The 26,006-nt window shown below is 72.7% G+C and carries 22 protein-coding genes; 12 read left to right on the forward strand and 10 right to left on the reverse strand.

The window, feature by feature from the left end; translation table 11 throughout:
- Window positions 1-9: 9 nt before the first annotated feature.
- Complete coding sequence (locus ACFVGO_RS08315; protein WP_380631142.1) at window positions 10-1,707, forward strand: ABC transporter family substrate-binding protein; 1,698 nt, start codon at window positions 10-12, stop codon at window positions 1,705-1,707.
- A gap of 17 nt (window positions 1,708-1,724) precedes the next feature.
- Here ACFVGO_RS08315 and ACFVGO_RS08320 read toward each other — a convergent pair whose 3' ends face one another.
- Window positions 1,725-2,849, reverse strand: a complete 1,125-nt coding sequence (locus tag ACFVGO_RS08320; protein ID WP_380631143.1) for a hypothetical protein — start codon at window positions 2,847-2,849, stop codon at window positions 1,725-1,727.
- 256 nt (window positions 2,850-3,105) lie between these two features.
- On the opposite strand from ACFVGO_RS08320, the gene ACFVGO_RS08325 reads away from it, so the two are divergent.
- From ACFVGO_RS08325 to ACFVGO_RS08335, 3 genes are all read left to right on the forward strand, one after another.
- Window positions 3,106-4,392, forward strand: a complete 1,287-nt coding sequence (locus ACFVGO_RS08325; protein ID WP_380631144.1) for a hypothetical protein — start codon at window positions 3,106-3,108, stop codon at window positions 4,390-4,392.
- 467 nt (window positions 4,393-4,859) lie between these two features.
- Window positions 4,860-5,090, forward strand: coding sequence for a hypothetical protein (locus ACFVGO_RS08330; protein WP_380631145.1), 231 nt, complete (start codon window positions 4,860-4,862; stop codon window positions 5,088-5,090).
- Between the two features lie 152 nt (window positions 5,091-5,242).
- Window positions 5,243-6,349, forward strand: a complete 1,107-nt coding sequence (locus ACFVGO_RS08335; RefSeq protein ID WP_380631146.1) for a hypothetical protein — start codon at window positions 5,243-5,245, stop codon at window positions 6,347-6,349.
- On the opposite strand, the gene ACFVGO_RS08340 is transcribed toward ACFVGO_RS08335, so the two are convergent.
- A complete protein-coding gene (locus ACFVGO_RS08340) occupies window positions 6,339-7,148 on the reverse strand; it encodes an N-acetyltransferase (RefSeq protein ID WP_380631147.1) in 810 nt (269 codons plus the stop codon). The two genes, ACFVGO_RS08335 and ACFVGO_RS08340, sit on opposite strands and share 11 nt — an antisense overlap.
- A gap of 43 nt (window positions 7,149-7,191) precedes the next feature.
- Entirely contained in the window at window positions 7,192-8,037 is an 846-nt protein-coding gene (locus ACFVGO_RS08345) for a class I SAM-dependent methyltransferase (protein ID WP_380631148.1), read from the reverse strand.
- A 241-nt stretch (window positions 8,038-8,278) separates the two neighbouring features.
- On the opposite strand from ACFVGO_RS08345, the gene ACFVGO_RS08350 reads away from it, so the two are divergent.
- Complete coding sequence (locus ACFVGO_RS08350; RefSeq protein WP_380631149.1) at window positions 8,279-9,742, forward strand: N,N-dimethylformamidase beta subunit family domain-containing protein; 1,464 nt, start codon at window positions 8,279-8,281, stop codon at window positions 9,740-9,742.
- On the opposite strand, the gene ACFVGO_RS08355 is transcribed toward ACFVGO_RS08350, so the two are convergent.
- Both ACFVGO_RS08355 and ACFVGO_RS08360 read right to left on the reverse strand, forming a co-directional pair.
- Window positions 9,693-10,451, reverse strand: a complete 759-nt coding sequence (locus ACFVGO_RS08355) for an HAD family hydrolase (RefSeq protein ID WP_380631150.1) — start codon at window positions 10,449-10,451, stop codon at window positions 9,693-9,695. The two genes, ACFVGO_RS08350 and ACFVGO_RS08355, sit on opposite strands and share 50 nt — an antisense overlap.
- Before the next feature lie 10 nt (window positions 10,452-10,461).
- Entirely contained in the window at window positions 10,462-11,637 is a 1,176-nt protein-coding gene (locus ACFVGO_RS08360; protein WP_359904648.1) for a serine/threonine protein kinase, read from the reverse strand.
- A 222-nt stretch (window positions 11,638-11,859) separates the two neighbouring features.
- Between ACFVGO_RS08360 and ACFVGO_RS08365 the strand changes: the two genes are divergently transcribed.
- The 4 genes from ACFVGO_RS08365 to ACFVGO_RS08380 all read left to right on the forward strand — a co-directional run bounded on the left by ACFVGO_RS08365 (window position 11,860) and on the right by ACFVGO_RS08380 (window position 16,004).
- Window positions 11,860-13,122, forward strand: coding sequence for an extracellular solute-binding protein (locus ACFVGO_RS08365; RefSeq protein ID WP_380352039.1), 1,263 nt, complete (start codon window positions 11,860-11,862; stop codon window positions 13,120-13,122).
- The gene (locus ACFVGO_RS08370; protein ID WP_380631151.1) at window positions 13,112-14,023 is read left to right on the forward strand and encodes a carbohydrate ABC transporter permease; all 912 of its coding nucleotides are present in this window, start codon (window positions 13,112-13,114) and stop codon (window positions 14,021-14,023) included. Before ACFVGO_RS08365 ends, ACFVGO_RS08370 begins: the two co-directional genes overlap by 11 nt.
- Window positions 14,020-14,844 carry a carbohydrate ABC transporter permease gene (locus ACFVGO_RS08375; RefSeq protein WP_380352041.1) on the forward strand — a complete coding sequence of 275 codons (825 nt, stop codon included), beginning with the start codon at window positions 14,020-14,022 and terminating at the stop codon, window positions 14,842-14,844. Before ACFVGO_RS08370 ends, ACFVGO_RS08375 begins: the two co-directional genes overlap by 4 nt.
- Before the next feature lie 62 nt (window positions 14,845-14,906).
- Window positions 14,907-16,004: a radical SAM protein gene (locus ACFVGO_RS08380; protein WP_359904638.1), complete on the forward strand. Its 1,098-nt coding sequence runs from the start codon at window positions 14,907-14,909 to the stop codon at window positions 16,002-16,004.
- 15 nt (window positions 16,005-16,019) lie between these two features.
- Here ACFVGO_RS08380 and ACFVGO_RS08385 read toward each other — a convergent pair whose 3' ends face one another.
- Genes ACFVGO_RS08385 through ACFVGO_RS08395 form a run of 3 tightly spaced genes read right to left on the reverse strand, consistent with a single transcriptional unit; the run spans window position 16,020 to window position 18,675 of the window.
- Window positions 16,020-17,042: a galactokinase gene (locus ACFVGO_RS08385; RefSeq protein ID WP_380352045.1), complete on the reverse strand. Its 1,023-nt coding sequence runs from the start codon at window positions 17,040-17,042 to the stop codon at window positions 16,020-16,022.
- Complete coding sequence (locus tag ACFVGO_RS08390) at window positions 17,039-17,533, reverse strand: NUDIX domain-containing protein (RefSeq protein WP_359904633.1); 495 nt, start codon at window positions 17,531-17,533, stop codon at window positions 17,039-17,041. The genes ACFVGO_RS08385 and ACFVGO_RS08390 overlap by 4 nt, the downstream gene beginning before the upstream one ends.
- 59 nt (window positions 17,534-17,592) lie before the next feature.
- Complete coding sequence (locus ACFVGO_RS08395; RefSeq protein ID WP_359904631.1) at window positions 17,593-18,675, reverse strand: NAD-dependent epimerase/dehydratase family protein; 1,083 nt, start codon at window positions 18,673-18,675, stop codon at window positions 17,593-17,595.
- Between the two features lie 245 nt (window positions 18,676-18,920).
- Here ACFVGO_RS08395 and ACFVGO_RS08400 point away from each other — a divergent pair, with 245 nt between their 5' ends.
- Window positions 18,921-20,600 (forward strand): hypothetical protein, encoded by a 1,680-nt coding sequence (locus tag ACFVGO_RS08400; RefSeq protein WP_380631152.1) that lies wholly within the window; start codon window positions 18,921-18,923, stop codon window positions 20,598-20,600.
- Window positions 20,601-20,640: 40 nt separating this feature from the next.
- On the opposite strand, the gene ACFVGO_RS08405 is transcribed toward ACFVGO_RS08400, so the two are convergent.
- Both ACFVGO_RS08405 and ACFVGO_RS08410 read right to left on the reverse strand, forming a co-directional pair.
- Window positions 20,641-22,689 (reverse strand): sensor histidine kinase, encoded by a 2,049-nt coding sequence (locus ACFVGO_RS08405; protein WP_380631153.1) that lies wholly within the window; start codon window positions 22,687-22,689, stop codon window positions 20,641-20,643.
- Window positions 22,679-23,422 carry a response regulator transcription factor gene (locus tag ACFVGO_RS08410; protein WP_359904622.1) on the reverse strand — a complete coding sequence of 248 codons (744 nt, stop codon included), beginning with the start codon at window positions 23,420-23,422 and terminating at the stop codon, window positions 22,679-22,681. The genes ACFVGO_RS08405 and ACFVGO_RS08410 overlap by 11 nt, the downstream gene beginning before the upstream one ends.
- 162 nt (window positions 23,423-23,584) lie before the next feature.
- On the opposite strand from ACFVGO_RS08410, the gene ACFVGO_RS08415 reads away from it, so the two are divergent.
- Both ACFVGO_RS08415 and ACFVGO_RS08420 read left to right on the forward strand, forming a co-directional pair.
- Window positions 23,585-24,547: a M28 family peptidase gene (locus ACFVGO_RS08415; protein ID WP_380631154.1), complete on the forward strand. Its 963-nt coding sequence runs from the start codon at window positions 23,585-23,587 to the stop codon at window positions 24,545-24,547.
- Between the two features lie 27 nt (window positions 24,548-24,574).
- On the forward strand, window positions 24,575-25,987 hold the full coding sequence (locus tag ACFVGO_RS08420) for a M1 family metallopeptidase (protein ID WP_380631155.1): 1,413 nt from the start codon (window positions 24,575-24,577) through the stop codon (window positions 25,985-25,987).
- Window positions 25,988-26,006: the final 19 nt, after the last annotated feature.

Genomic DNA, 26,006 nt, shown 5'->3' on the forward strand with positions numbered 1-26,006 from the left:
GGACATCCCATGCGTCGCAAGCTCGCCCTGCCCCTCGCGCTCGCCGCGGCCGTCTCGGTCGCCGCCACCGCGTGCTCCTCCTCGTCCTCCTCCGGCGGCTCCCCCAGCGGCTCCCCCGGGCAGGACGCCAAGAACACCGCCCAGGTCGCGTCCTCGGTCACCGACTACAACCCCCAGCCGTACGAGAACATCAAGGACGGCGGCACCTACACCTCCGCGGGGACCTTCGACGAACAGGGCAACCCCTTCAACGTCAACGGCACCCTGAACGCGCTGCGGATCTGGTCCTGGTACAACGCCGACGCCATCACCTACTCGCCCACCGGCGAGGTCCAGTACAACCCGGACTACTACAGCGACGTGAAGGTCACCGTCGAGGGCGGCGACCAGAAGGTCGTCATCACCCTCAACCCCAAGGCCGTGTTCAACGACGGCACCCCGATCGACTGGCGGGCCATCGAGGCCACCTGGAAGGCCAACAACGGCTCGGACAAGGACTACGCGGCCTCCTCCACCGACGGCTACGACCGCATCACCTCCGTCACCCGGGGCACGGACGACAAGCAGGCGGTCATCGCCTTCAAGGGCGTCAACGCCTCCTGGTCCGCGCTGTTCACCACCTTCCTGCACCCCCAGGCCGCCACCGTCGACAACTTCAACAAGGCGTACGTCAAGACGGCCCACCCCGAATGGGGCACCGGACCGTACACCGTGGGCACCTGGGACGAGCACTCCGGCAACATCACCTTCGTGCGCAACCCCACCTGGTGGGGCCGGACGGGCAAGCTCGACAAGCGCGTCTACGTCAACCTGGAGAGCGCCGCCTCGATCAACGCCTTCAAGAACGGCGAAATCGACTACGCCCCCGTCGGAACCGCCGAGAACCTCAAGCAGGTGAAGACGGTCAAGGACGCCGGGATCCGCAGCGGCGGCAGTCCCTTCGAGTACGCGCTGTACCTCAACACCAAGTCCCCGCTCCTCGGCGACGTCCAGGTCCGCAAGGCGGTGCAGGAGAGCATCGACCGCACGCAGATAGCGAAGATCCGCTTCCAGGGCCTCGACTACACCGAGCCGCTGCCCGGCTCGGCAGTGCTCTACAGCTTCCAGCAGGGCTACCAGGACAACGTCGCCGCCCTGCTGAAGTACGACCCGGAGGAGGCCCGGAAGACCCTGGACGCGGCCGGCTGGCAGCCCGGGGCCGACGGCATCCGCGCCAAGGACGGCAAGCAGCTCGAACTCGGCTACACCCTGCTCGGCGACGGCCCCATCGAGAAGGCCACCGCCGGAGCGTTCACCGCGATGCTCAAGGCCGTCGGCGTGAAGGTGGACGTCAACAAGGTCTCCGAGAACGACTTCTCCAAGGTGCTCAGCGACCGCCGCTTCGACCTGTTCATCTCCGGCAACCGCTCGACGGACCCCTTCGGCGCCCGGTACCTGTGCGACTTCTACTGCTCGGACCGTGACTCCAACATCACCGGCTCCGGCACCCCCGAGCTGGACAAGGAGATCCGCGCCACCGGAGAGATCGCCGACCTCGGCCAGCAGATCGCCGCCGTCAACGAGATCGAGCGGAAGGCCCTCCAGCAGTACGCCTTCCTGCCGCTCTACAGCGGCCCCTCCACCTACGGCATCCGCAAGGGCCTCGCCAACGTCGGTGCCACCATCTTCTACAGCCCGCTGCCCGAGACCATCGGCTGGCAGAAGTAGCACCGGCGGAACAGGCGTCAGAGGGCTGGTGGCCAGGGGCCGGCGAGCAGTCGTGCGGCCTCGGCGACGATCCTCGCGGCGATGGCCTCCTTCGACTCGGCGACGGCGGGGCTCCAATCCTCGTACTGGATGCCCTCGCTGACGATCGGCTGCAGCGCGTCGGGGTGGCCGAGCGGTGACCACACCTCGTGGCCCAGGAGGTCGGCGCCGATGGCCGGGTGCATGCCGCCCTTCACGATCAGGGTGAGCCACCAGCGGGCGAGCTCCCAGCGGATCTCGCGTTCCTCCGTGGGGGCGTCCGCCAGCAGATCGAGCTCGTCCATCACCTGGTCGAAGAGCTGGGCCGCCTCCGGCTCCTCGGAACGCCCGAGCCCAGCGAGCAACCGCAGCGAGGGCGTGTCGACATCCAGAACGAGCGCCACCAGGCCGGCCCGGATCAGCTGATCCGCGCTGACGCGGCGTCCCAGGACACGTTCGAGAGCCAGCATCCGCAGGTCGGTGAGCGCCTCCCGCGAGGTGCGGGCGCAGGGGTCGTACGGCGTCGTGCAGAGGGCCGGACGCGGGGTGCCGTTGTTCTCCGCGAGAACGTAGGACCAGAAAGGGACAGTGGCACGGGCGGAGTCCAACTGCCCGGGCAGGCCGGCGAACTCGTGGCGGAGGTAGTCGGTGAGGTCGGCCCCGTAGAAGATGATGTCGGTCTGGTGGACCGACAGGACCGGGTGTCCGACCTGTCCGGGAATCCCCGGCAGGTAGCGGTGGCCGAAGACCGGGACGAGCTGGGGGACATCGGCCAGGAAGGACCGCGCGACCCTCACCGCGGCCTCGGCCTCCTGCGGCCGCTCGCCCCACGCCGGATGCCAGAAGCCGTTGTGACGGACGTCGAAGAGCGTGCCCTCGACCGGCCGGTCGAGGCGCTCCCGCAGCACGGCCGGATCGCCGTCGCGCCAGTCGGGCCAGCCCTCCCCCAGCGGAAGCCCCGCCCCCAGGAAGACCCGGTGGTCGGCAGCGAACCGGAAGCCGAACCGCGCCTCCACGGCGTCCAGCTCCCGCTCGCCCATGCCGGCGGAGATGTCGGCACCGTGCAGGCGGTGGAGGGCCCGCGCGGCTGCGGCCGTGAGAGGACGAGGCGGCTGAAGAGTCACCTACTCAGCCTAATCGGCCCGCGCCCTGGCCCCCGCCGCAGCGCAACGTCCGGGGCCCGCACGTTCGAGTCGCGAGGGGCGGCCGGCCGGGCCCGCACCCAGGAAGCCTGCCATCAGGACCTCTCGCCGCCGGCGGCACCGAGCAGGCAACGCTTCGCGCCGCAGTGTCACAATTCGGTGACTGGGTGTCATAGGCGTGTTCTAGAGTTCCTGACGAAGAGCCGCAGACGGTGGTGTGGTGCAGAAGGGTGGCCGTGTGGAATCGAGGGGCCTGTCCGTCGCGGACTGCGGACGTCTACCGACCGGTGTCGTCGCCGAGGCCGCAGAGTCGGACTTCGAAGTGCTCGTGCGGACGGCGATCGCCGACGCCACGCGCCCTCCCGTCCGGCGCAGCACCAGAGCGTGGCTGCGGTCGCTGGAGATGCACCTGGACTGGGTGGACGCGCTGTTGTTCGCCGAGGGTGAGCTCCAGGTCGCCGTGGAGCGGCTCTCGTACCAGCGGGACCCTCGGGTCGAGGCGAACGAGAACCGGCTGCGGTGGGTCCGCCGGGCCCTGGCCGAAGCACGCGCTCTGGCCAACGACTACAGGCTGGAGGTTCACCGCTCCCGCGAGGATGTCCGTGACCACCTCGACGCCGTCCACGTCGCCCAGCGGTGGCTGCGCCGGCACTTCACCGAGGAAGGCGACCTGATCAGGGAGGCCCTCTGCGGAAAGGCCGGAATCGCCGCGCACGTTCCCAAACCCCCGGACGCCAGGGACGGCCTGCACGCAATCGAGATGGCCGCCGCGAGTGGAGCGATCGACGCCCCGCTCACCACCGCGGTCTCCATGCTGATCAAGGCGCCGTGGGAGTCCTTCCGCAGCGCGGTGGCCCGTGACATCAACCAGCAGGATGCCCGCAACACCCTGCTGCGGCACCCCCTTCTGCTGCGCCGCTGGCACCAGGCCCTGCTGGAACTGCTGGAGGAGTGCACGCCCCGGGCCCACGCCGTCTCCGCACGCGCGTTGGGCGACCTCGAGATCGATCTGTATGTGCTGGGGCACGCCGAGGCCATGCGGACCCTGAACAACCGACGGTTCTTCGTCGCCGTGCTCCAGCGCCTGGCCGAGTACGAGCGCACCGTCCGGAGGCTGTCCAAGGAAGTGGCCCGATGGGACCTCAAGCGCAAGGAGCCGTGGGCCGGCATCGAGCCCGAGGTCCAGGCCGAACTCGCCCGCCGGCACCCGGGCGAGTACGCCTTCGTCCGCCGTTCCCTCGACCCGTACGGTGAGGAGTTCGGTAGCCGCACCCTCGATCCGACCTGGCGGAACAACCATCAGCGCTGGTCCGAGCTTCGACGCCAGGTGATGGCCGCGCTCGCGGACGGAACGTGGCAGACCGCAGTCCTGCCGAAACAACGCGCGGACTCCGACGTCAAGGACGACGTCGACCGCGCGACTCGCAACGCCGAGCTCAGGCGGAAGGTCCAGGCCGGCCTGCTGACCCCCAAACAAGCCAAACGCAAGCGCGAGCAGGACAACCGGCGACGCCGCGCCCTTTGAACCCCGGACGCCCGTTCCCGGAAACGGGCAGCGACCACCGGGACCCCGGGGCGCCCCCGTTCCCGCGGCCCCGGCCGGCCGTCACGGCCTGGCACTGCGCACCGGCCCGGCGGCCACGGCCACCAGTAGCGAGAAGTGGACCGGGGAGCGAACCCACCGCGAGTGACGCCGCCGACGGGCCCCCGGGCCGTCGGCGGCGCACCGTTGGCCCCCGGACTCCGGAAACGTCGCCCCCGCCGGGTTCACCGGTCTCGTGCGCGATGCGCCCGACATGGTTCGTGTGATCACTATTGGTCTACTCCAATCTGTCCTGAATACGTCGTCACAGCAGGCCCCGGACTGCCGTTCACTGTTCCTCCCGAGCAGCCGGGTTCGCTGCCGCAGGACCGGTCGACATGGGAGGCGGGATGCGAAGGGCCGTACGCTGTCTGGCCGTTGGGGTTGCCGCCGTACTCGGAGCCGGTGCGGTGGTGGCCGTGCACGTCGACGGGCGGACGCCGCTCGTGCCCGCCCTGTACCTGGACGGGCTCCTCGCGGTCGGCTGGCTGTCGCTCCTCGCCCTGGCCGTACCGCGGCGACGGTCCGCGGGCCCGTCGGTGGACGACGGCGGCGGGCCGCCGCAGCAGGCCGACCTGCCCCACCGGACGGACGCCGAGCCTCGCGCGACCTCGCACTGGAGGGGTCGCCACGGGCCCTGACCCCGACCCCGGCCCGATCGCGGCCCCGCTCCCGGCCCCGACCCTGTGGAATCCGGCCGAGGTCGCGTCGCGGTCTTTCCGCCGTGGACGGCTCCTGCCACCATGACGCGAGGACCCCGGAGCGAGGGAGAGCTGTGGTACCGACGGTGCGCGTGAGTTCGGCGGTCATGACCCACCCGGTACGCCTGGTTCAGGCCCGCGAGCTGGCCGAGCGGCTCGGGCTGGACGGCCTGGCGCTCGATCCGGAGCCGGACGGCCCGCCGTCGGCGCTCCGGACGGCCCTGGTCGCCTGGGCGGCGGCGGACTCCGGGGGGAGCCATCACCTCGTCGTCCAGGACGACGTCTCCGCCCCGGAGGACATGGTGGCGCTCGTCGGCCGGGCGGCCACCCGGTTCCCCGACGAGGCCCTGGTGTTCTACACCAACTGGCACGCGCGCAACGGCGGCGCCGCCCGGCTCGCCGCGCTCGCCGGAGCCTCCTGGGTACGGGCGGTGCCGGACGAGTTCACGCCGTCCCTCGCCGTCTGTCTGCCGCTCGACACGGTGCAGGACTTCCGCCGGTTCGCCACCGGCAGCGCCGAGCGCCACGACGACGAGCTCTTCTCGGTCTTCTTCCGCGAGCGCGGCCGGATGAGTCTGATCGCCGTGCCCAACGTGGTGGAGCACATCGGCACCAGCAGCATCAACGGCCATGCCACCCAGGGGATCCGGCTCGCCGTCTGCCCCGTGGACGCCGCCGACGCCGCACCGCTGCTGGAGCGGGGCCGCGTCCTGGAGGAGCCGGGGTGGATCCCGTACATGCGGTACGGCGAGGGCTACGTCCGGCTGGTCGGCCAGGAGCACGGCCCGGACGGCGGACGGGGTCACCACCGCTGGCTCGACGCCCTGCCGGCGACCGGCATCCCGGAGCGGGCCGTGCGCGACGCGGTGGCGGCGGACATGCCGGAGGAGCTGGCGTCGGAGGTGGCGCGGCGGTTCGGCCGGAGCTTCGCCGAGGAGCTGTGGATCCACTGCCTCCTGCTCGGCCGGCAGGCGGCCGAGGCCGCCCGCCGGCTGTCCGGCGACCCCGGCCACCCCGGCCACGCCGGCGACGTCCCGCAGGACGCCCTCGCCCGGCTGCGGGAGGCGGCGGTGGCCACCGCCGGCCCCGCCGGTCTGCCGCCCGAGCGCCGCCCCGAGGCCGGTCCGGACGAGGTCCGGCTCATGTCCGCCTTCGCGTGGACGGCCGTCAGGGCCGGGGAGCGGCTGCCTACGGCGTGACCACCGGCATGACGCCCGACGAGTCCTCTGACGAGTCCTCCGACAAGTCCTCCGCCGCGACCGGGTGGGTGATCCACACCCCGGGCTCCCAGTACGAGCCGAGGTCCCGTGCACGCTCGATCCGCAGCGTGGAGAGGCCTCCCGGGAAGACGTAGTCGCCGTCCTCCGGGAAGGCGAGGCCGGTCCAGCGCTCCCATTCGGCCACCGTCCCGGTGATCCGCGACGACTGTTCCGAGGCTCCGGCGATCGTGCCGCCGGCACCCACCTGGGTGCGGATCCACGGGTCGAGCGGGGCCCCGTCCGCGCGCCGCCAGCCCGCGTACCGTTCGATCGGCACCAGCGGGTACCGGTCCTTCCAGGTGGGCCGCACCGGTACCAGCACCGTCTCCAGGGCGGCCCGCCGCGCGACTTGGCGCATCGCGTCGAGGAGCACGGTGGAGAACCCCTTGCGCTGGTAGTCCTCCGCGACCTCGATGCCCAGCGCGCACAGGGCGCCGGCGGTCCGGCCCGCCGCGCGGTCCGCGAACGCCCGGGCGATGGAGTCGTCCAGGCCGGGGCCGAGGTCGGCGGCCGTGCCGTCCCAGGTGCGCGGCAGCGAGCGTCCGGCGCCCGCCACCACCTCGCGCACGTCGTCGTACAGGACGAACTGGTAGTCGGGGAACTCCTCGAACAGCCGGTTCCAGTAGGCGTCGTTGACGTCTCCGTGCAGGTTGTACTCGGGCACGATGCCGGCGAACCGTTCCGGCATTCGGTCCCACAGTTCGGGGCGCTCCGCGTGGGTCACCACGACCAGGGCCATCGGACCGTTCTCCTCTCCTCGTGAACCTACGGACCCGCCGGACCTACGCGGGGACTTCGACGTCCCAGACGATGACGATCGGCAGCCCGTCCCAGGCCGCCCGTGCCGCGTCCGCGATGAACTCCTCGTAACCGCCGGGCGCGAGGCGCCCGTTGAAGAGCGGTTCGTGGCAGGCCCGCACCCGCAGCCCCGCTCCGGTGAACGCCTCCAGGTACCGCCCGGGGAGGTGGACGTGGTTGCGGATGAAGGCGAGCCGGTCGGAGCCGTGCACGAAGAGGCACTGTCCCTGCAGGGCGATGACGAAGGGGTGCATGTCCGAGACGAGGATCCGCCCGCCCGGCCGGACCACCCGGGCCAGCTCGGACACTCCCGCCGCGAGGTCCGGCAGGTGGGTCATGGCCAGCGAGCAGACCGCGAGATCGACCGAGTCGTCGTCGAGCGGCAGCTTCTCCAGGTGCCCGAGCCGGTAGTCGGCCTCGGGGGCGCGCTCGCGGGCTCTGGCCAGCATCTCGGGCGACTGGTCCACGCCGATGGTGCGGTGCCCGCGGGAGACGAGGGCGCCGGTCTGGCGACCGGTGCCGCAGGCGGCGTCGAGGGCGGTGCCCGTGGGGAGGGTGTCGAGGAGCCCGTGCAGCACGGGCTCCTCGACCTCGATGTACGAGCTGGGCAGCGAGTCGTACACCGCCGACCAGGAGGCGTAGCCCTCGGCGGCGTCGAGTTCGCTGACGTCGGCGCCGCCGTCCGGCAGCCGCCCGTCACCCGACGCGAAGCGCCGGATGTCCTCGACGCGTTCCCGCAGGAACGTCTCGTCCCCGTCCACGGCGTGGCGCAGGAGCGCCAGCCCCTCGATTCCCAGGACGAGTTCCCGTACCCGGAATTCACTGCTCATGAGAGCCCCTTGTCGATGACCGGAGGTGACGGATTTCGCGGTAGCCGGTCGGGTGCGGCTGGATTTCGCCCTACCCCGTTCGGCCGGAAGAACGCGGCCGGCCCGGCCCGCTGTCCGAAAGGCGGCTCCGAATTGACCGGTTCACGGACCCGTTGCCCGGAATTCCCGCACCCCCTACGATGGCTTGCCGAATCGGCCGGAATACCCATTCGAGGGCCGGTCGTTCTGCTGGGGAGGCGGAATGATAGAGGGATATGTCGGGCGGGAAAGCGTCACCTCGGGGGGAGACTCGGGGGGAGGGCTGACGGTTCACGTCTCCACCGACGCCGCCCGGTTCCGGCTGAGGTTCTACCGGCTGGGCGCGGACCTGGACCTGGTGGCGGAGACCGGCTGGTACCCCGGTTCGCTCCACCTGCCGCCCCCGCACCCCGACGGCGTGCCCGGCCGGGCCTCGCCCGCCCACGGCTGGGGCTGGCCGCCGCTCGACCTGCCGGTGCCCACGCACTGGACTCCGGGGATGTACCTGGTCGAGTTCGTCGAGGAGGACGGCGAGGGCCTGCCGCCGCTGGACGCGGGCAGCATCGAGGGCCCCGCCCGCGAGTTCTTCGTGGTGCGGCCCCAGCGGGCCGGCAGCCGGTCCCGCATCCTCTACAAGAAGTCGACCTTCACCCGGCACGCCTACAACCGCTCCGACCGGCCGGGCGAGGAACGCGCCGTCAGCCTCTACGACCACCCCGTGTACCTGGCGGACGCCGCTCCCCGCGGGCACAAGGTGAGCCTGCACCGGCCCGGCGGAGTCATCGACCTCGCCTACTGGGACGCCCCGTTCATCGGCTGGCTGGAGCGCAACGACTACCCGGTCGAATTCTGTACGGATCTCGACCTCCACGAGGACCCGGAACTTCTCTCCTCGTACGATCTGCTGCTGAGCGTCGGCCATGACGAATACTGGAGCGAGGCGATGCGCGCCCACGCCGAGCGATTCGTCCACGACGGCGGGAACATCGCCTTCCTCAGCGCCAACACGTGCTGGTGGCGCATTCATCCGACCGACGGGAACACCGCCTTCGTCTCCGACACCGACCACCACGTGGGGGACGAGTATCCGCACCTGCCGGCGACCGACCAGTGGTGGCCGGCGCCGCCCCACGGCGCGGGCCGCCCCGAGAACTCCCTCACCGGGGTGAGTTTCCGCAACGGCGGCATGTGGCCGAGCACCGAATGGCCCGGGGACCGTCCGCGCGAGGGGTACACCGTCCAGCACGCCGACCACTGGCTGTTCGCCGGCACCGGGCTGCGCGACGGGTCCGACGGCGGCGAGCCCGACCGGCTCGGCGCGGGCACCGCGCTGATCGGGTACGAGTGCGACGGCGCCGCCTACGCCCGGGACGCCCGGGGTGTGGCCCGGGCGACCGGCGAGGACGGCACTCCCGCCTCCTTCCTCATCCTCGGGATCCACGTCCTCGATCCGGTCCACGAGGACTTCCACCACTTCAAGTGGGGCCACTGGAACGGCCCGGTCCGGGAGCCGGGCCTCTCCGGCCCCCGGGCCGCGACCATGGGCGTGCACACCGCCGGCGGCACCGTGTTCACCGCGGGCACCACCGACTGGCCGGTGGTCTGCGGGAGGGAGCAGGACGCCGGCGTCGTGCGGGTCACCCGCAACCTCCTGGACCGGCTGCGGCACCGCGCGGCGCGCCCCTGAGCAGGTCCCGCAGTCCGCGGATCCGGGCCGCCCCGGCCGGCAGGGGCGGTTCGGCTCCGCGCACCGCCGGGTCCTGCCGGCACAGGTGGACGGGCCGCATCCCGGCGGCGAGCGGTCCGAGGACGTCGGGCGCCCACATGTCCCCGACGAACAGCACCTCCCCGGCCCGCAGCCCGCACCGCTCCAGCAGCGCCCGGTAGATCAGCGGGTGCGGCTTGCGCGCCCCCGCCCGGGCGGAGCCGACGACCACGTCGACCACCGCGCCGAGGCCGACCTCCTCGACGCAGTCCTCCAGGTTCCAGAACCAGTTGGAGCAGATGCCCACCAGCAGGCCCCGGTCGCGGAGCTCCCCGAGGACGGGGCGGGCGTCCTCGAAGAGCTCCAGCGTGACGGCCTTCATGGCCCGGTCGATCTCCTCGACCAGGTCGTCGAGTTCGCGCTCCGGCACCCCGCAGGCCCGGGCCCTGCGCAGCAGCCGGTCCAACTCCCAGCGGTGGTAGGCGGTTTCACCGACCGAGTGGGCCACGTGCTGCTCGCCCTCGCCGGGGCCCACCGCCCATTGGTCGCCCCAGCGGGCGCCCTGGGCGGCGAGGCCCCGGCGTTCGAAGATTCCGCGGTGGTCGGGCGGCAGCGGCTCGACCATCCGCACCAGCGTCCCGTAGAAGTCGAAGACGACGGCACGGACCTGCGGCGGCAGCACGTTCGGCACCCGCCCTGCCTCAGTACCGGCCGTACCGGCGCGGGAAGTAGTCCTGGAGTTCGCCGTCCCGCTCGATGTCGACGGTCGCGCAGTGCAGCCCGCCGCCGAACGGCCCGACCGCCCGGAACGGCACCGGGACGATCTCGAAGCCGTACGAGGAGAGTTGCTCCGCCAGCCGGACCTCGTTCTCCTCGATGCACAGGGTGTTCTCGTCGAGGTTCAGCATGTTCCCGGCGAGCCACGGGCTGCAGAACGACAGCTTCGGCGGGTGGTCCCAGCTCGCGGGCTGCACCGCCTCGACGATCTCCCAGTCGTTGAGCCGGAAGAACTCCATCAACTCGGCGTCCGCGAGCCGCTCGCCGCAGTGCAGCACCAGGCCGGGGCGCAGCGGCACCCAGGTGGCGTCGATGTGCAGCGGGTGGGTGTTGGTGGAGGTCACGGCGTGCACCCGGTGGTCGGGGAAGTGGCGCTTGAGCCACTGGTAGCCGCTGCGGTTGGTGACGAAGGACAGCTGGACGAACAGGTCCTTGCCGAAGCGGGCGACGTCGGCGGCGTCGAACAGCGGCTCGGCCTCGGTCAGCACCAGGTCGTAGTCGCGGACCCGGGCCAGCTGTTCCTCGGTGGACAGGTCGTTGTAGGTGTCCCAGAACCCGGTGTGGTACGAGGCGTCGGTGAGCCGCGGCTTCGGGGCGGCCTCCCAGCGCATGCGCTCGTCGGCCTCGAACAGGCCCTGCAGCACGGGCCGGTAGCACAGGTACTCGTGCCAGCGGCTGCGGTAGGACATGGTCGCTTCCAGGACCTCGTTGCCGACGGTCAGCAGCAGGTCCCGGGGCGGCATGCAGCCGAACATGGAGTCCTGGGTCCAGTCGGGGGTGCCGACCTGCTGGGTGAAGTCGACGGGGGTGGGGCGGTCGACGCGGATGCCGCGGCGGCGCAGCAGTGCGGCGAAGTCGTCGAGCTGCTGCTCGGCCTCGGCGACCATGTCGGCGGGCATCGGGCCGTGGGTTCCCAGGGGGAAGCCGTCGTCGGGGTAGTCCCGGCGGACCGCGTGCTCGGGGGCCTGGACCACGGTGCCCTCGGCGCGCCCGACGATCACATGACGCAGGGGGTCCCAGCCGTTCCAGGCGTTGACCCGCACCGGCCGTTCGGTGGTGTCGGGGGTCGCATCGGGCGCGGTCGTCGTCTGCTCGGTCACGTACAAGCCCTTCGATGGGGGTCGCGTGGGTGACGCAGAGGCCCAACCTGCGGGGACCACCCGGGAGGAGTCAAGGCGCTGCGCCCTCTGTGGGACACCGAACGTCATCTTCCGGCCGAATGTCCGCGCCTCCGCGCCGCGAGGTGATCGGACGGGTAGTCAGAAGACCACCCCCATAGCGAACTTGGAGACCCCATGGCCATTCGCGTGCCCTCTCGCCCCTTGGTTCTCACATTGCTCCTGGCCCTGGCCGTGGCCGGGTGCGGTTCCGGATCGGGCGGCGGCTCCGGAGCCGGCGGCAAGCTGACGGTCTGGCTGGCCGTGGACGCCCAGGAGAGTTGGCCACAATTGGTCCAGTCCACCAACGACCGTTTCGCCAAGGACCACCCCGGGATCCAGGTCGACGTCCAGTACCAGCAGTGGACGACGAAGAACCAGAAACTGGACGCCGTCCTCGCCGGGAAGAACGTGCCCGACGTGGTGGAGATGGGCAACAGCGAGACCACCAACTACATCGTCAACGGTGCCTTCGCCCCCCTCGAACCGGCCCGCTTCGACCAGTCGGACGCCTGGCTGCCGGCGCTCGCCGACGCCTGCCGCAACAACGGGAAGACGTACTGCGTGCCCTACTACGTCGGGGCCCGGGTCGGTGTCTACCGCACCGACTACTTCGCCCGGGCGGGTGTGCCGGGCGCCCCGGGGACGTACCCCGAACTCCTTTCCGCGTTCGACAAGTTGAAGAGCACCGTCGGCGCCCAGGACCCGAACTTCTCCGCCTTCTACATGCCCGGCCGCTACTGGTACGCGGCGATGGCCTTCGTGAAGGACGCGGGCGGCGAGATCGCGGTGAAGGACGGCGACCGCTGGAAGGCCTCGCTGTCCTCGCCGAAGTCCGTCGCCGGGCTCACCGAGTGGAAGCGGCTGATCGACGCCTACTACGTGGGCGACCGTGCCAAGGACAACGGCGACCAGCCGGCCGTCGTCGGCCAGGGCCACGTGGGCGTCTTCTACGGCAACACCTGGGAGGCCGACGCCGCCGCCGACGAACGCTCCGGCGGGGATCCGAAGCTGAAGGACAAGTTCGCCACCTTCCCCTTCCCCGGCCCGTCCGGGAAGCTCCTGCCGCCGTTCCTCGGCGGCTCCACCCTGGCCGTGCCGGCCAAGTCGACGCGCAAGGACCTGGCCGCCGACTGGATCAAGCTGTTCACCGACCGGGAGTCGCAGAAGACGCTGATCGCCGCGAACACCCTGCCCAACAACACCGTCCAGCTGGCCGAGGTCGCCGGCGGCGGCATCAACGGCCCGGCCGCCCAGGCCGCGGCCACCGGGGGCTGGATGACCCCGTTCGCGCCGGGCTGGACGTCGGTGGAGAAGTCCAACGTCCTGCCCGAGATGCTCGAACGGATCGCCAACGGCAAGGCGTCGGTGCAGGACGCCGCGCGGGAGGCGGACCAGCGGATCGACGAAGTGGTCAATGAGCGCTGACCGGGGCCGGCGGCGGCGTCCGCTGCTGCCGTACCTCCTGATCGGCCCGACCGTCCTCGCGCTCGTCCTGGTGCTCGGCTACCCGCTCGTGGACATGGTCGTCCTCTCCTTCCAGGACATGACCCGCGAGCAGCTGTTCAGCGGCACGTCGCCGCCGTGGGCCGGGCTGGACCAGTTCCGCCGGATCCTCGGTGACGGGTTCTTCTGGACGGTGGTGGCCCGTACGGTGCTCTTCACCGCGGTGTGCGTCGTCCTCACCGTGCTCTGCGGGCTGTTCACGGCCCAGCTGATGCACCGGGTCTCCCCGTGGGTGCGCGCCGTCATCGCCGGGGTGCTGGTGACCGTGTGGGCGATGCCCGTCATGGTCGCCGCGTCGATCTTCCGCTGGCTCTTCGACGCCGACTACGGCGTGGTGAACTGGCTGCTCTCGAACCTGCCCGGGGTCGACCTGAACCGCCACAACTGGTTCACCGACCCCTGGCAGGGGTTCTCCGTCATCGTCGCCGTCGTGGTGTGGGGCTCGCTGCCGTTCGCCGCGATCACCCTGCGGGCCGCGCTGGCCCAGGTCCCGCCCGAGTTGGAGGAGTCCGCGGTGCTCGACGGGGCCCGGCCGTTCCAGGTCTTCCGGCACGTGACCCTGCCGGTGATCAGACCGGTCCTCGTCATGGTCACCACGCTGTCGGCCATCTGGGACTTCGGCGTCTTCAACCAGATCTGGCTGATGCGCGGCGGCCAGCCCGAACGGGAGTACTACCTGTTGGGCGTCTACTCCTTCATCGAGTCCTTCGCCGTCAACCGGTACAGCACCGGGGCCGCGATCGCGCTGGTGACCGTCGTGCTGCTGCTCGCCGGTTCGGTCGTGTACCTGCGTCAGATGTTCCGGACGGGAGAGGTCGAATGAGGCGGCGGCGGTCCCTGGGCCGCGACCTCCTCGGGCTGCTCGTCGCCGCGGTGATCGGCTTCCCCGTCTACTGGATGGTGCTCACGGCGTTCCGGCCGGCCACCGAGATCCTGCGCCTGCCGCCGGAGTTCTGGCCGGGCCGGTTCACGCTCGACAACTTCGCCCGGGCGCTGGGCACCGAGACCTTCTGGGCCAACGTCCGCTCCAGCGTGGTCATCGGCCTCGGCACCGTCCTGGTGTCGCTGGTCGTCGGCGCCCTCGCCGCCTTCGCCCTCGCCCGGTTCCGCTTCGTCGGCCGCAGGGCCTTCGTCGTGGTGATCCTGATCGTCCAGATGGTCCCGCTGACGGCCCTGATCATCCCGGTGTACCTGCTGCTGAACGACGTCGGGATGACCGACAGCCTCGCCGGCGTGATCCTCACCTACCTGGTGTTCACGCTGCCCTTCACGGTGTGGATGCTGCGCGGCTTCATCGCCGGCGTCCCGGTGGAACTGGAGGAGGCGGCCATGGTCGACGGCTGCGGCCGCCTCGGCGCCTTCCGCCGGGTGGTGCTGCCACTGCTCGCCCCCGGCATCGTCGCCACCTCCGTCTTCGCCCTCGTCCAGGCGTGGAACGAGTACGTCCTCGTCTACGTCCTGCTGTCGAGTCCGAAGAAGCAGACCGTCAGCATCTGGCTGGTCTCCTTCCAGACCAGCTTCGGGACCGACTACGGCGGTCTCATGGCGGGCGCCACGCTCACCGCCCTGCCCGTCGTGGTCTTCTTCCTCGTCGTCCAGCGCAGGATCGCCTCCGGCCTCGCGGCCGGCGCGGTCAAGGGCTGACCGCGAGCGCAGCAGGCCCCGCTCTCCCGGCGGCACCCCGTTCACGTCCACAGGAGGATTCCGTGACGCACGACCGCCTCGATCTCGTGTCCAAGCTGTACCAGCCGTCCGGCTGGCCCCGTGTCCTGGAGGCCGCCTCGGGAGCCGCCTCCGGCGCGCCACTCGTCGTGGACCTCGATCCGACGACCTTCTGCGACCTGGCCTGCCCCGAGTGCATCAGCGGAAAGCTCCTCAACCAGGGCCGCTTCACCCCCGAACGGCTGGCGGCGCTCGCCGAGGAGCTGGTCGCCCTGTCCGTCCGGGGCGTGGTGCTGATCGGGGGCGGCGAGCCGCTCGCCCACCGGGGCACCCGCAAGGTCCTGCGCATCCTCGGTGAGGCGGGCCTGGCCGTCGGGGTCGTCACCAACGGCACCATGATCGACAAGAACCTCACCGAACTCGCCCGCTACGCCACCTGGGTCCGCGTCTCCATGGACGCCGGCACCGCCGGGACGTACGGGCTCTTCCGCCCCGACCGCAAGGGCCGCAGCGTCTTCGACAAGGTCGTCGCGAACATGCGGCTGCTCGCCGAGGCGAAGAGCGGCGCCCTCGGCTACTCCTTCCTCGTCATGACCCGCCGGGAGCCGGACGGCCGGACCGTCAGCAACCACACCGAGGTGCTGCGCGCCGCCGAACTCGCCCACGACATCGGCTGCGACTACTTCGAGACCAAGGCGATGTTCGACGAGGAGCACCACGTCATCCAGGTGTCCCAGGACATCCTCGACGCGGTCGACCGCCAGCTCGCCGAGGCGGCCCGGCTGGAGAGCGACACCTTCCAGCTCGTCAACTCCTCCACGCTCACCTCCCTGCGCCGCCACACCGGACCCGTCCAGCCCAAGGAGTACCACCGCTGCCGGGTCGCCGAACTGCGCACCCTGATCACCCCGTCCGGCGTGTACGTCTGCGCCTACCACCGCGGCAACCCGATGGCCAGGATCGGCGACGCCGTCACCGACAGCCTGGCCGACATCTGGCAGGGCTCCGACCGCGGCATCATCGACCCGAGCCGGGACTGCCGCTTCCACTGCGCGCGGCACCGCTCCAACCTGGAACTGGAGCAGATCGCGGAGGGAACGGGCGCAGTCCCCCTCCAGGAGGACTACGACCCGTTCCTGTGACCGTCGCCGTGACCGTCACACCGCGCTGACGCCGACCCGATCCCCCGCCCGGGCACCGCGGCTCCCCGCCGCCGCCCGGGCGGGGATCACCCGCGCCCCGGGGTACCGGCCGCGCAGCGCGCCGGCCAGGCCCGCCACCACCGCGGGCGCGTCGCCCGCGCGGCACACCCCGACCAGCGAGCCGCCGCCGCCGGCCCCGCTGAGCTTCAGCGGCAGGCCGACGGCGCGCAGCGCCACCGTGCGCAGTTCCTCCAGGAGCGGGGTCGACATGCCCTGGAAGTCGCGCATCGCCGCGTGCGCCCGGGCCATCGCCTCCCCCAGCGCCTCGTGGTCGCGCCCGCGCAGCGCCGCCCACGCGGCGGCCGAGGCCCGGTCGGCCTCGGACCGGTACGCCGCGAGCGCGGGATCGCCGGCCGCGAGCTGCGCCCGCACCGTACGGATGTGGTCGCCGGTGTTCTTCCGGGTGCCCGAATCCACCACGACCACCCGCCAGTCGTCCGGGAACTCCAGCCGCTCCCTGACGACCGGCAGCCCGCGCTCCCGGCCGTCGATCAGCAGCGCGCCGCCCTCGGCCACGGCGAGGTGGTCCATGCCGCCGCCGTTGAACCGGGCGAACTCGAACTCGTACGCCCACTGGACGATCGAGCGCTCCGGCACCCGCTCGCCGGCCGGCGCCCCGGCCTCGGCGAAGGCCCGGAACAGCGCCACGATCAGCGCGGTGGACGAGGACAGCCCGCTCGCGGGGGGCGCCTCGCTGCGGACGCGCACCGGCGGCGGGGCGGGGGCCAGCCCGGGGAGCCGGGCGCGCAGGAAGGTCCACACCTCGGCCGGCCAGTCTCCGGCGGTCTCCGCGCCGGCCGTCGCTCCCGGCAGCACCTCGACCGTGGTCGGCAGGTCGAGGGCGAGGCTGACCGATCGGCCCGCCCCCAGCCAGTCCAGGTCCTCCCCCGACAGGCACGCCCGGCACGGCACCGCGGCGCGGATCGGATGCTCTTCGCTCGTCCGGCGCTCTTCGCTGATCCGGTGCTCCTCGCTCATCCGGCCTGGAACCTCCCCTCGGCGACGAACGCCCGGTACATCGACAGCACCACCGCCGTGGGCGGGTGCAGCGGCCCCGGCGGATCGTCGAGGCGCCGGAACTCCGCCCGGCGCACCTCGTCCGCCCCCGGGGCGAGCTCCCCCGACCAGCGCCGGGCCACGAAGCACAGCGCGAAGCAGTGGGTGACGTCCCCGTTCGGATAGGTCAGGGTGTGCACGGCCGGATCGGACAGCGACCCGAACGCGACCAGGTCCTCCTTCTCCACCCGCAGCCCGGTCTCCTCCGCCACCTCCCGGACGGCCGCGTCGGCGAAGCCCCCGTCCTCCTCGCAGGCGCCCGCCGGCAGCTCCCACACGCCGTTGTCGACCCGCTGCTGGAACAGCCCCCGGCCGGCCGCGTCGAGCAGCAGGACCTGGGCCCCCGGCATCAACAGCTTTCTGCCGCCCACCTTCTGACGCAGTGACCAGGTGTACGACCCGACGTAACCCATGCCCGCACCGCCTCCTTCGCGGCCCGCCCCACGGCGGACGTCCACGGGGCCACAGACTGTCACGCGTTCTCCTCCACCAGCCAGCGCGGCACCGCCTCGGGTGTCGACTCCAGCCACCGCACGTACCGGTCCACGCCCTGCGCCACGTCGATCCGGGCCCGCCAGCGCAGCAGCTCCCGGCACCGCTCCGTGGAGGCGTAGCCCCCGAGCGGATCGCCCTCGGGACGCGGGGTGACGATCCGGCGCGCCCCCGGGAAGTAGGGGGTGAGCAGGTCCGCGACCTCCCGGACGGACGTCGGGCGGCCCGTCCCCACGTTCACCGTCCGGCCCGCCATCCCCTCCTCCACGAGCGCCAGCGCCGTCGCCTCGGCCACGTCCTCGACGTGGACCAGGTCGCGCACCTGGACGCCGCCCCCGTTCAGGCGCATGGGACGGCCGAGCCGGGCCTGCAGGGACAGCCACGGGACCATCCAGGAGTGGCTGCCCGGCTTGGGGATCTGCGGCTCCCCGTACACCGAGAAGTACCGGACGATCGCGTGCTCGCACCCCGACGACGCCCCGAGCAGCAGCCGGGTCTGGTGCTCCGCCCACAGCTTGCCGTTCGCGTACACCGACAGCGGGAACAGCGGCTGGTCCTCGTGGAACACGTGCGGGCCGGGCGAGTCGGCGGGGCCGTCGCCGTACACGGACGCGGACGAGACCAGCACCAGGCGGCGGACCCGCGCCCGGGCCGCCTCCTCCAGGACGACCTGGGTGCCCTGCACATTGGCCCGGAAGGCGATGCCGGGATTCCGGGTGCAGGCGGCCACGTCCGCGTAGGCGGCGGCGTGGACCACGAAGTCGGCCTCCCGGACCAGCCCGGCGACCGTGTCGCGGTCGCACACGTCGCCGACGACCAGGCGGGCCCCGCTCCCCTCCACCCCGAAGACCGCGTGCCCGGACTCGGGGTAGGCGTCCATCCGGTCCAGGACGGCCACCTCGGCACCGGCCCGGCACAGCAGGGCGCTGAGCCGGCTGCCCACCAGGCCCCCACCCCCCGTCACGACGACGCGGGCGTCGCGCAGTTTCTCCAGCCGGGCCTCGACGCTCTCGCCCCCGTCGGCTCCGGCTTCGTTCGATGGCGCGTGCGATCCAGCGGACATGTGTGTCCCTTTCCGTGGAGACGGCGAACTCGATGCGCACTCACACACAGCCACAGGCTTCACACGGAAGGTGGCGTGCCAGCCCAGCATCCGTGGATCTCCAACCGCTCCGCCAGTGCGAATTCGGCACTCTTGCCAGCCCTCGGCGCGATCCGTACTGTCCGGAACCGGTGGCACCCGCAGTATCCGATCGCTCCAGTGGATCCACCAAGTCCCTTACGCCCCACCAGAGACAGGGAAATGAGATGACGCTCCATCAGCTCAGCGGGGTGGTCATGACCCACCCGAAGCGCCGGCGGGCCGCCGAGCGGATGGCCCTGGCGGCGCCCCCGGGCGCGCTGCGCGTCGTCATGGACCCGGACCCCACCGGCACCCCCTCGGTGCTGCGCACGGCACTCGCCGCCTGGGAGGCCGTCGAGGACGGCGCAACCCACCAACTGGTCGTCCAGGACGACATGCTGTTGTCCGAAACGTTCTTCGAACGGGTCCGCCTCGCCGTCGACGCGATGCCGGACGCGGCACTGGCCCTGTTCGCCCTGTGGGACTCCCGCAACGGGGCCGCGGCCCGCTTCGGCGCCATGGCCGGCGCCCGCTGGATCGGCGCGGTCAACGAGTACTTCCCGTGCGTCGCGATCGTGCTCCCCCGGGCCGTCGCCGAGGGCTTCGTCCGCTACGGCCGCGAGCGCCTCGGCGGCTGGCCCGACGACATCCTGATGCACCGCTACCTCCGGGACGCCGGCGTCCCCCGCTACGTCTCCGTCCCCAACCTCGCCGAGCACCAGGACCGCGGCTCGATCTCGGGCAACGCCTTCCGGGGGCCGCGCCGTTCGGTCTGCTTCCTGCCCGGCGACCGGCCCGGCGACGAGGGGAACCGGCTGACCGGCCTGACGGTCCTGCCGTTCCTCAAGTACGGCGTCGCCCGCTGCGCGGTGCGGGTCACCGGGCCGGGCCCCGAACGCTGGCTGCACCTGGACTGCGAGCAGTACCTGCACGGCCTCGGCCTGCCCCGCACGCTGTTCGCGCCGCCCGGGCCGGAGCCGGACGCGCCGGACGTCCGCGGGACCTGGCTCACGGCCCTCGCCATGGGCCACGAGGCCGCCCGCCTCGGCCTGGACGTCGACGGCTCCGCACCCGCGGTACGGGCCGAGGTGTACGCCGAGGCGATCGCGACGATCGGACCCGGCGGCATCAGCAACACCAGCACCGAGGAACACCTCGCCGAACGCCGCGAGGCCCTGGCCGCCGTGGCACGACGCGCACTGGCCGCCGGACACGAGGCCGCCGACCGCCCGGCCCGCCGCCGGCCCCGGCAGCCCGCCGGCCTCACCCTGCGCGGCGGCGCCACACCGCTCGGCGAGCACCTCGCACGCAGACTGGCCGACCTCACCGGCGACGCGGCGCCCGACGCCGTCCTCGACCTGACCGGCCTGCGCGCGGGAGCCCCGGCCCGGGAACTGAGGATCCACCTGCCCGACGACCCCCGGCCGTACACCCTGACCGTGGACGAGGTGTACGGCCCCGGCTGCTCCCGGGACACCCTCATCGGCCGCATGGTGTGGGACGCCCTGCGCAGCCGGCCGGTGGTCGTCCAGGAGGGCCCCGACACCGAGGTGCACCCCGTCTACACGGACGACCTGGCCGACGCCGTGCTGGCCGTGCTGCGCACCCGGCCCACCGCCCGCGCCCTGAGCGTCGCGGGCGAGAAGCCCGCCACGCTCGGCGAGTTGGCGCACTCCGTGCACACCGCCGTCCGCCCGGTGCCGGTCCGGACCGACCCACCGGCGCCCGGAGCCCCCACCCCCCGGCCGGCGTTCCCGGACGGCCCCCGCCCACCCGGCTGGACACCGGCGACCGGGCATGCCAAGGGACTGCACGCCTTCGCCCAGTGGCTCGCGTACGAGGGCACGCTGCTCACCGTCGTCTGACCCCGCGGGCGGCGGGCGGCGACCGGGGCGGCCGGGGCGGCTACGAGCGGCTCGACACCCCCGGGCGCGGCGAGGCCGTCACCCCCGGCTCCTTCCCGCCCCGGCCCGTCGGCCCCGACGCCGCTGTCGGGGCCAACGGCAGGCGCACGGTGAACACCGAGCCCCTGCCGGGGGTACTGGCCACCCGGACGCTGCCGTCGTGGACCTCGGCGAGCTTGCGGACGATGGCGAGGCCGAGACCGCTGCCGCCGGTCCGCCGGCTGCGGGACTTCTCCGCCCGCCAGAAGCGCTCGAACACCAGCGGCAGGTCCGCCTCGGCGATGCCGCTGCCGGTGTCGGCGACCTCGATGAGGACGGCGTCGGCGTCGGTGCGGGCCCGCAGGGTGACCGTGCCGCCCGCCGGGGTGTGCCGGACCGCGTTGGCGACCAGGTTGCCGAGGGCCTGGCGCAGGCGCACCGGGTCGGCGAACAGCTCGGCGCCGGCCGCCGAGCCGTCCGGCGCGCTCCCGGACGACATGTTCCGGGACGACGCGGTCCCCTCCGGCGCGGTCCCGTCCGGCGCGCTCCCGGACGACGCGTCCCGGGAAGGCTCGACGGCCAGCGCCAGGGCCACTCCGGACGCCCGGGCCCGGGCTCCGTGCGCGGTGGCGACCTGCGCCAACAGGTCCTCGACGTCCACGGGTTCGCGGTACAGGGCCAGTTCGCCCGCGTCGGCGGCGGCCAGGTCCTTCAGGTCGTCGATGAGGTGCTGGAGCAGCAGGGCCTCTTCGAGCAGCGAGCCCGTCAGCGCCCGGTCCGCGGTGGCGACGCCGTCCTCGACGGCCTCCAGCCAGCCGCGGATGTTGCTCAGCGGGGTGCGCAGCTCGTGCGCGATGTCGCCCACCATCGCCTTGCGCAGGTCCTCCAGCTGCCCGCGCCGTTCCGCCATCGCGTTGAAGGCGGCGGCGAGTCCGGCGATCTCGTCGCGGCCGGTCACGTCGACCCGGGCCGAGAGGTCCCCGTCGGCCATCCGCCGGGCGGCGTGGGTGAGGGCGTGCAGCGGCCGGGAGAGCCGCAGGCCGACCGTCACCGTGACCGCCACGGTCACCGACAGCACCAGGGCCGCGACCTCGGCGACCCGTCCGGGGTGGGCGGGGATCGACGCGGAGACCGCCGTGGGGGCCTCGCCCCCGGCTCCGGCGCCGGTGCCCTTCGGGGCGGTCACCGGGGTGTCGACGAACAGCAGCACGGGCGGCGCCACGTACTGGACGAGCTGCTGCCGGCGGGCGTTGGTCAGGCAGGCGGACATCGCCCGGTCCTGCGGCGCCGGCCCTGCCGGGATCCCGTCCGGCCCCAGGGACAGGGTGACGGGACCGGCCTGCCGGCGGGCCAGGCAGGCGTTGACCAGCGCGGTGAGGTCGGTGAGGGCGGCGCGCTCGGTGTCGGTCGGGGCCGCCATCACCACGGGGGACGCGCAGCGCACACCGTCGGCGCGGTCGTCGGTGGTCCGCAGCCGCGGCCGCCCGGCGAGGTCGTCGGTGACGGTCGCCTCGATGCCGAGCGCCGACCGCAGGCAGTCCGCCTGCCGCAGCAGGGCGGCCCGCAGGGTCGCGTGCTCGGCGGCGGTCGGCCGGAACGGTCCCGCCGCGCGGGCGTCGATCCGGTCGCTCGGTGCGCCGGGCAGCATGGCGATGTCGACGGCGAGCGGGTCCACGGTGGCGGTGGGCGTACGGGGCAGGGCCGTCCGCTCACCGGCCGTCGACGCGGGACCGCTCTCGGGCGCAGGAGCCGCACCCGCCCCGGCCGCCGAGTCCACGACCGGTTCGAAGCGCGGCGTCGCCAGGACGATGCGGCGCCCGGTGGCGTCCGCGAGCCGCCGAACGGTCTCCTGCGCCCCGCTCCAGTCGGCGTGGGTCGCGGCGTAGCCGAGCAGTTCGTCGTAGATCCGGGTGTGGTCCACGAGGACCCGGGTCTGCTCCCGCTCGATCGCGCCGGTGGTCGTGCGGGCGGCCAGCCAGGCGGTCGCGGCGATGGAGCAGAGGGAGACCAGGGCGGAGAGCGCGAGCAGCCGGACCGTCAGGCTGCGGCGCAGCGGGGTGTCAGGACGCACCGGGCGGCTCCTCCGCGAGCTTGTAGCCGATGCCGTACACCGTCAGGAGGGCGACGGGGCGGCGCGCATCCGGTTCGATCTTGCGGCGCAGGTTCATCACGTGGGTGTCGACGGTGCGGGTGGTGATGTAGCGGTCGATGCCGTGCAGGTGTTCCAGCAGTTGGGCGCGGGTGAAGACCCGGCCCGGCTGGCCGGCCAGCACCTCCAGCAGCCGGAACTCGGCGGGTGTGCAGCCGATCCGACGGCCGTGGGCGGTGACCTCGTGGCGCAGCGGGTCGACGGTGAGCGGTCCGACCCGCAGGACGGCCTGCGGCCCGGAGGCGTCCTGGGCGTCCCGGCCGCCGTGGGTGTCCCGGGCCGGGGCCGGCCGGGAGCCGCGGCGCAGCAGGGCGCGGACCCGGGCGACCAGTTCCCGGGGGCTGTAGGGCTTGGTGAGGTAGTCGTCGGCGCCGAGGTCGAGTCCGAGCAGGAGGTCCTCCTCGGCGGTGCGGGCGGTCAGCATCAGCACCGGCAGGGGGGACTCGGCGCGCAGGGTGCGGCACACGTCCAGGCCGTCCAGGACCGGCATCATCACGTCGAGGACGAGGAGTTGCACCGATCCGAGGCGGGCCCGCTCCAGGGCGGCCCGGCCGTCGTGGACGACGTCGACGCGGTGGCCTTCGCGTTCCAGGTACAAGCGGATGAGGTCGGCCTGTTTGGGATCGTCCTCGGCAACCACCACATGTGCGCACATACGGATGATCGTAAAGCGCCGTCCGGTCACCGTTTCCCGACCGTGTCCGCCCACGTCACCACCGCTTTCCGACTGCTTCCTGACAACTTCCTGACACCGGGCGGAGAGTGTGGCGGGGTCCGCCGGGGCCGAGTGCCCCGGTCCCCTCCCGAGAGGCCCCTCGTGAAGCCGTCCCCGAAGCCGTCCCCGAAGCCGTCCTCCCGTCCGCTGTCCCTCGCCGCCGGCGTCCTCGGCGTGGCCCTGGTCCTGTCCGCGGTCCCCTCCGCCGCCACGGCGGCCACCGAGGTCCCCTCCGGTCCCGCCACCGCGCCCGCCACCGCGCCGACCGTCGCGGAGGAGGACGTGATGCCGCACCTGCGGGCCCTGCAGCAGATCGCCGATCGCAACGGCGGCAACCGCGCGCACGGCACCCGCGGGTACGCGGAGTCACTGGCGTACGTGCGCCACGCGCTGGACCGGGCCGGTTTCCGCACCGAAGTGCGCCGCTTCTCGCACGACGGCGCGACCGGCTACAACCTGATCGCCGACTGGCCCGGCGGCGACCCGAACCACGTGCTGCTCTCCGGCGCCCACCTGGACAGCGTCAAGCAGGGCCCGGGGATCAACGACAACGGGTCCGGGTCGGCCACGGTGCTGACCACCGCCCTCCAGGTGGCCAAGGCCCGGTTGAAGCCCGCCCGGCACCTGCGGTTCGCCTGGTGGGGGGCCGAGGAGGCCGGGCTGGTCGGTTCCGCCGACTACGTCCGTGGCCTGTCCGACGCCGACCGCAAGGCGGTCGACCTGTACCTCAACTTCGACCAGACCGGCAGCCGGAACACCCAGCAGTGGCTCGTGGTGAAGGACGGTCAGCAGGCCGACAGCGCGGCCGGGCAGGTCTTCGAGTCGTGGTTCGCCGCCCGGGGGCTCGCCACCTTCGACATCGGCGTGGGCGGGTCGGACAACGAGTCGTTCGGCAAGGCCGGCATCCCGTCCTCCGGCTTCAGCACCGGCATCTCCGACTGCATCCACGATGCCTGCGACAACCTCGCCAACGTCGACCCGGCGACGCAGACCACCAGCACCAACGCCCTGATCGGCGTGGTGTGGCAGCTCGCCGCCACCACCCCCGCCACCGCCCGGCCCTGACCACCCGACACCCCGCAGGAGACACGGATGCCCGCAACACCGACCACCCGCCGCCGGACCGCCGCCGCGCTGGCGACCGCGACCGCCCTCGGCGTCGCCCTGACGGCCCTGCCCGCCTCCGCGGCGGGCCTCGGGGACCCGTACTTCCCCGACGACGGCGACTCCGGCTACGACGTGGGGCACTACGACGTCCGGATCGCCTACGACCCGGCGCGCACGGACCACCTGGACGGCGACACGACCGTCACCGCCCGGGCCGTCCGGGCGCTGGACCGCTTCAGCCTGGACCTGAAGGGCTTCACGGTCGCCTCGGTCACCGTGAACGGCACGCCGGCGCGGTCCTTCTCGCGCTCCGGCGAGCACAAGCTGGTCGTCGTCCCGGCCCAGCGGGTCGCCCGGGGCGCCACGTTCGCCGTCCGGGTGACGTACGCCGGCACGCCCGACGCCGAGGGCTGGCACACCCTGACGAACGGCGGCGCGAACGTGTCGGGCGAACCGCACTCCGCGACCTCGTGGTACCCGTCGAACGACCACCCGTCCGACAAGGCGACCTTCGCCCTCACGGCGACCGTCCCCGACGGCTGGACCGCCATCGGCAACGGCCTGCCGGGGCCGACCACCACCGCCGACGGCACGACGACGTTCCGCTGGCACGAGGACCGGCCGATGGCGACGTACCTCGCCACGGTCGCCGTCGACCGGTTCACCGTCCACCGGGCGCAGCTGCCCGACGGCAAGCCCGTCATCACGGCGTACAGCCCGGACGTCCCGATCGACGCGGCCACGGAGGCCGCGCAACCGGACGTCCTGGCCTTCCTGGCCTCGAAGTTCGGCCCGTACCCGTTCTCCTCGGCGGGCGCGATCGTGGTCGGCGAGTCCAGGAATCCCGGACGCGGTGCGGCGGCTCTGGAGACCCAGAGCCGGCCGACGTACATCGGGGCCCTCTACGACGAAGGGGTGGTCCACGAGAGCGCCCACCAGTGGTTCGGCAACAGCGTCTCGTTCACCGACTGGCGCGACGGCTGCATCGCCGAGTGCTTCGCCCAGTACGCCAACCAGCTGTGGGAGGAGCACAACGGCGCCGACCTCGACAAGGGCTTCTACCCCCACGTGGTCGCCGAGAACAAGGACAACCCCTCGTTCTGGTCCACGAAGCTGTACGACCCCGGGAAGGGCAAGGAGCTCGCCCCCGCCCTGTACTTCAAGGGCTCCCTGATGCTGCACGCCCTGCGGCGCACCGTCGGCGACGACGCGTTCTTCGCCACCCTGCGCCGCTGGACCGCCGACCACGCCTACGGCAACGCCTCGTTCCCGCAGTTCGAGGCGCTGGCCGCGCGGGTGTCGGGCAAGGACCTCAAGGGCTTCTTCGACGCCTGGGCCCACGGGACCACGCTCCCGGCCGAGGAGTACCTCTACCCGGGCCCCCTGGGCAACCGGTAGTCCGTCGCCGGGCCGGTGC

Source organism: Kitasatospora sp. NPDC057738 (assembly GCF_042798815.1).
GTDB lineage: Bacteria > Actinomycetota > Actinomycetes > Streptomycetales > Streptomycetaceae > Kitasatospora > Kitasatospora lactacystinica.

Coding starts and splice junctions, on each gene's coding strand:
- ACFVGO_RS08395 (WP_359904631.1), bottom strand. CDS start 18,675: ATGTCCGCTGGATCGCACGCGCCATCGAACGAAGCCGGAGCCGACGGG.
- ACFVGO_RS08315 (WP_380631142.1), top strand. CDS start 10: ATGCGTCGCAAGCTCGCCCTGCCCCTCGCGCTCGCCGCGGCCGTCTCG.
- ACFVGO_RS08400 (WP_380631152.1), top strand. CDS start 18,921: ATGACGCTCCATCAGCTCAGCGGGGTGGTCATGACCCACCCGAAGCGC.
- ACFVGO_RS08345 (WP_380631148.1), bottom strand. CDS start 8,037: ATGAGCAGTGAATTCCGGGTACGGGAACTCGTCCTGGGAATCGAGGGG.
- ACFVGO_RS08410 (WP_359904622.1), bottom strand. CDS start 23,422: ATGTGCGCACATGTGGTGGTTGCCGAGGACGATCCCAAACAGGCCGAC.
- ACFVGO_RS08350 (WP_380631149.1), top strand. CDS start 8,279: ATGATAGAGGGATATGTCGGGCGGGAAAGCGTCACCTCGGGGGGAGAC.
- ACFVGO_RS08390 (WP_359904633.1), bottom strand. CDS start 17,533: ATGGGTTACGTCGGGTCGTACACCTGGTCACTGCGTCAGAAGGTGGGC.
- ACFVGO_RS08385 (WP_380352045.1), bottom strand. CDS start 17,042: ATGAGCGAGGAGCACCGGATCAGCGAAGAGCGCCGGACGAGCGAAGAG.
- ACFVGO_RS08370 (WP_380631151.1), top strand. CDS start 13,112: ATGAGCGCTGACCGGGGCCGGCGGCGGCGTCCGCTGCTGCCGTACCTC.
- ACFVGO_RS08420 (WP_380631155.1), top strand. CDS start 24,575: ATGCCCGCAACACCGACCACCCGCCGCCGGACCGCCGCCGCGCTGGCG.
- ACFVGO_RS08375 (WP_380352041.1), top strand. CDS start 14,020: ATGAGGCGGCGGCGGTCCCTGGGCCGCGACCTCCTCGGGCTGCTCGTC.
- ACFVGO_RS08340 (WP_380631147.1), bottom strand. CDS start 7,148: ATGGCCCTGGTCGTGGTGACCCACGCGGAGCGCCCCGAACTGTGGGAC.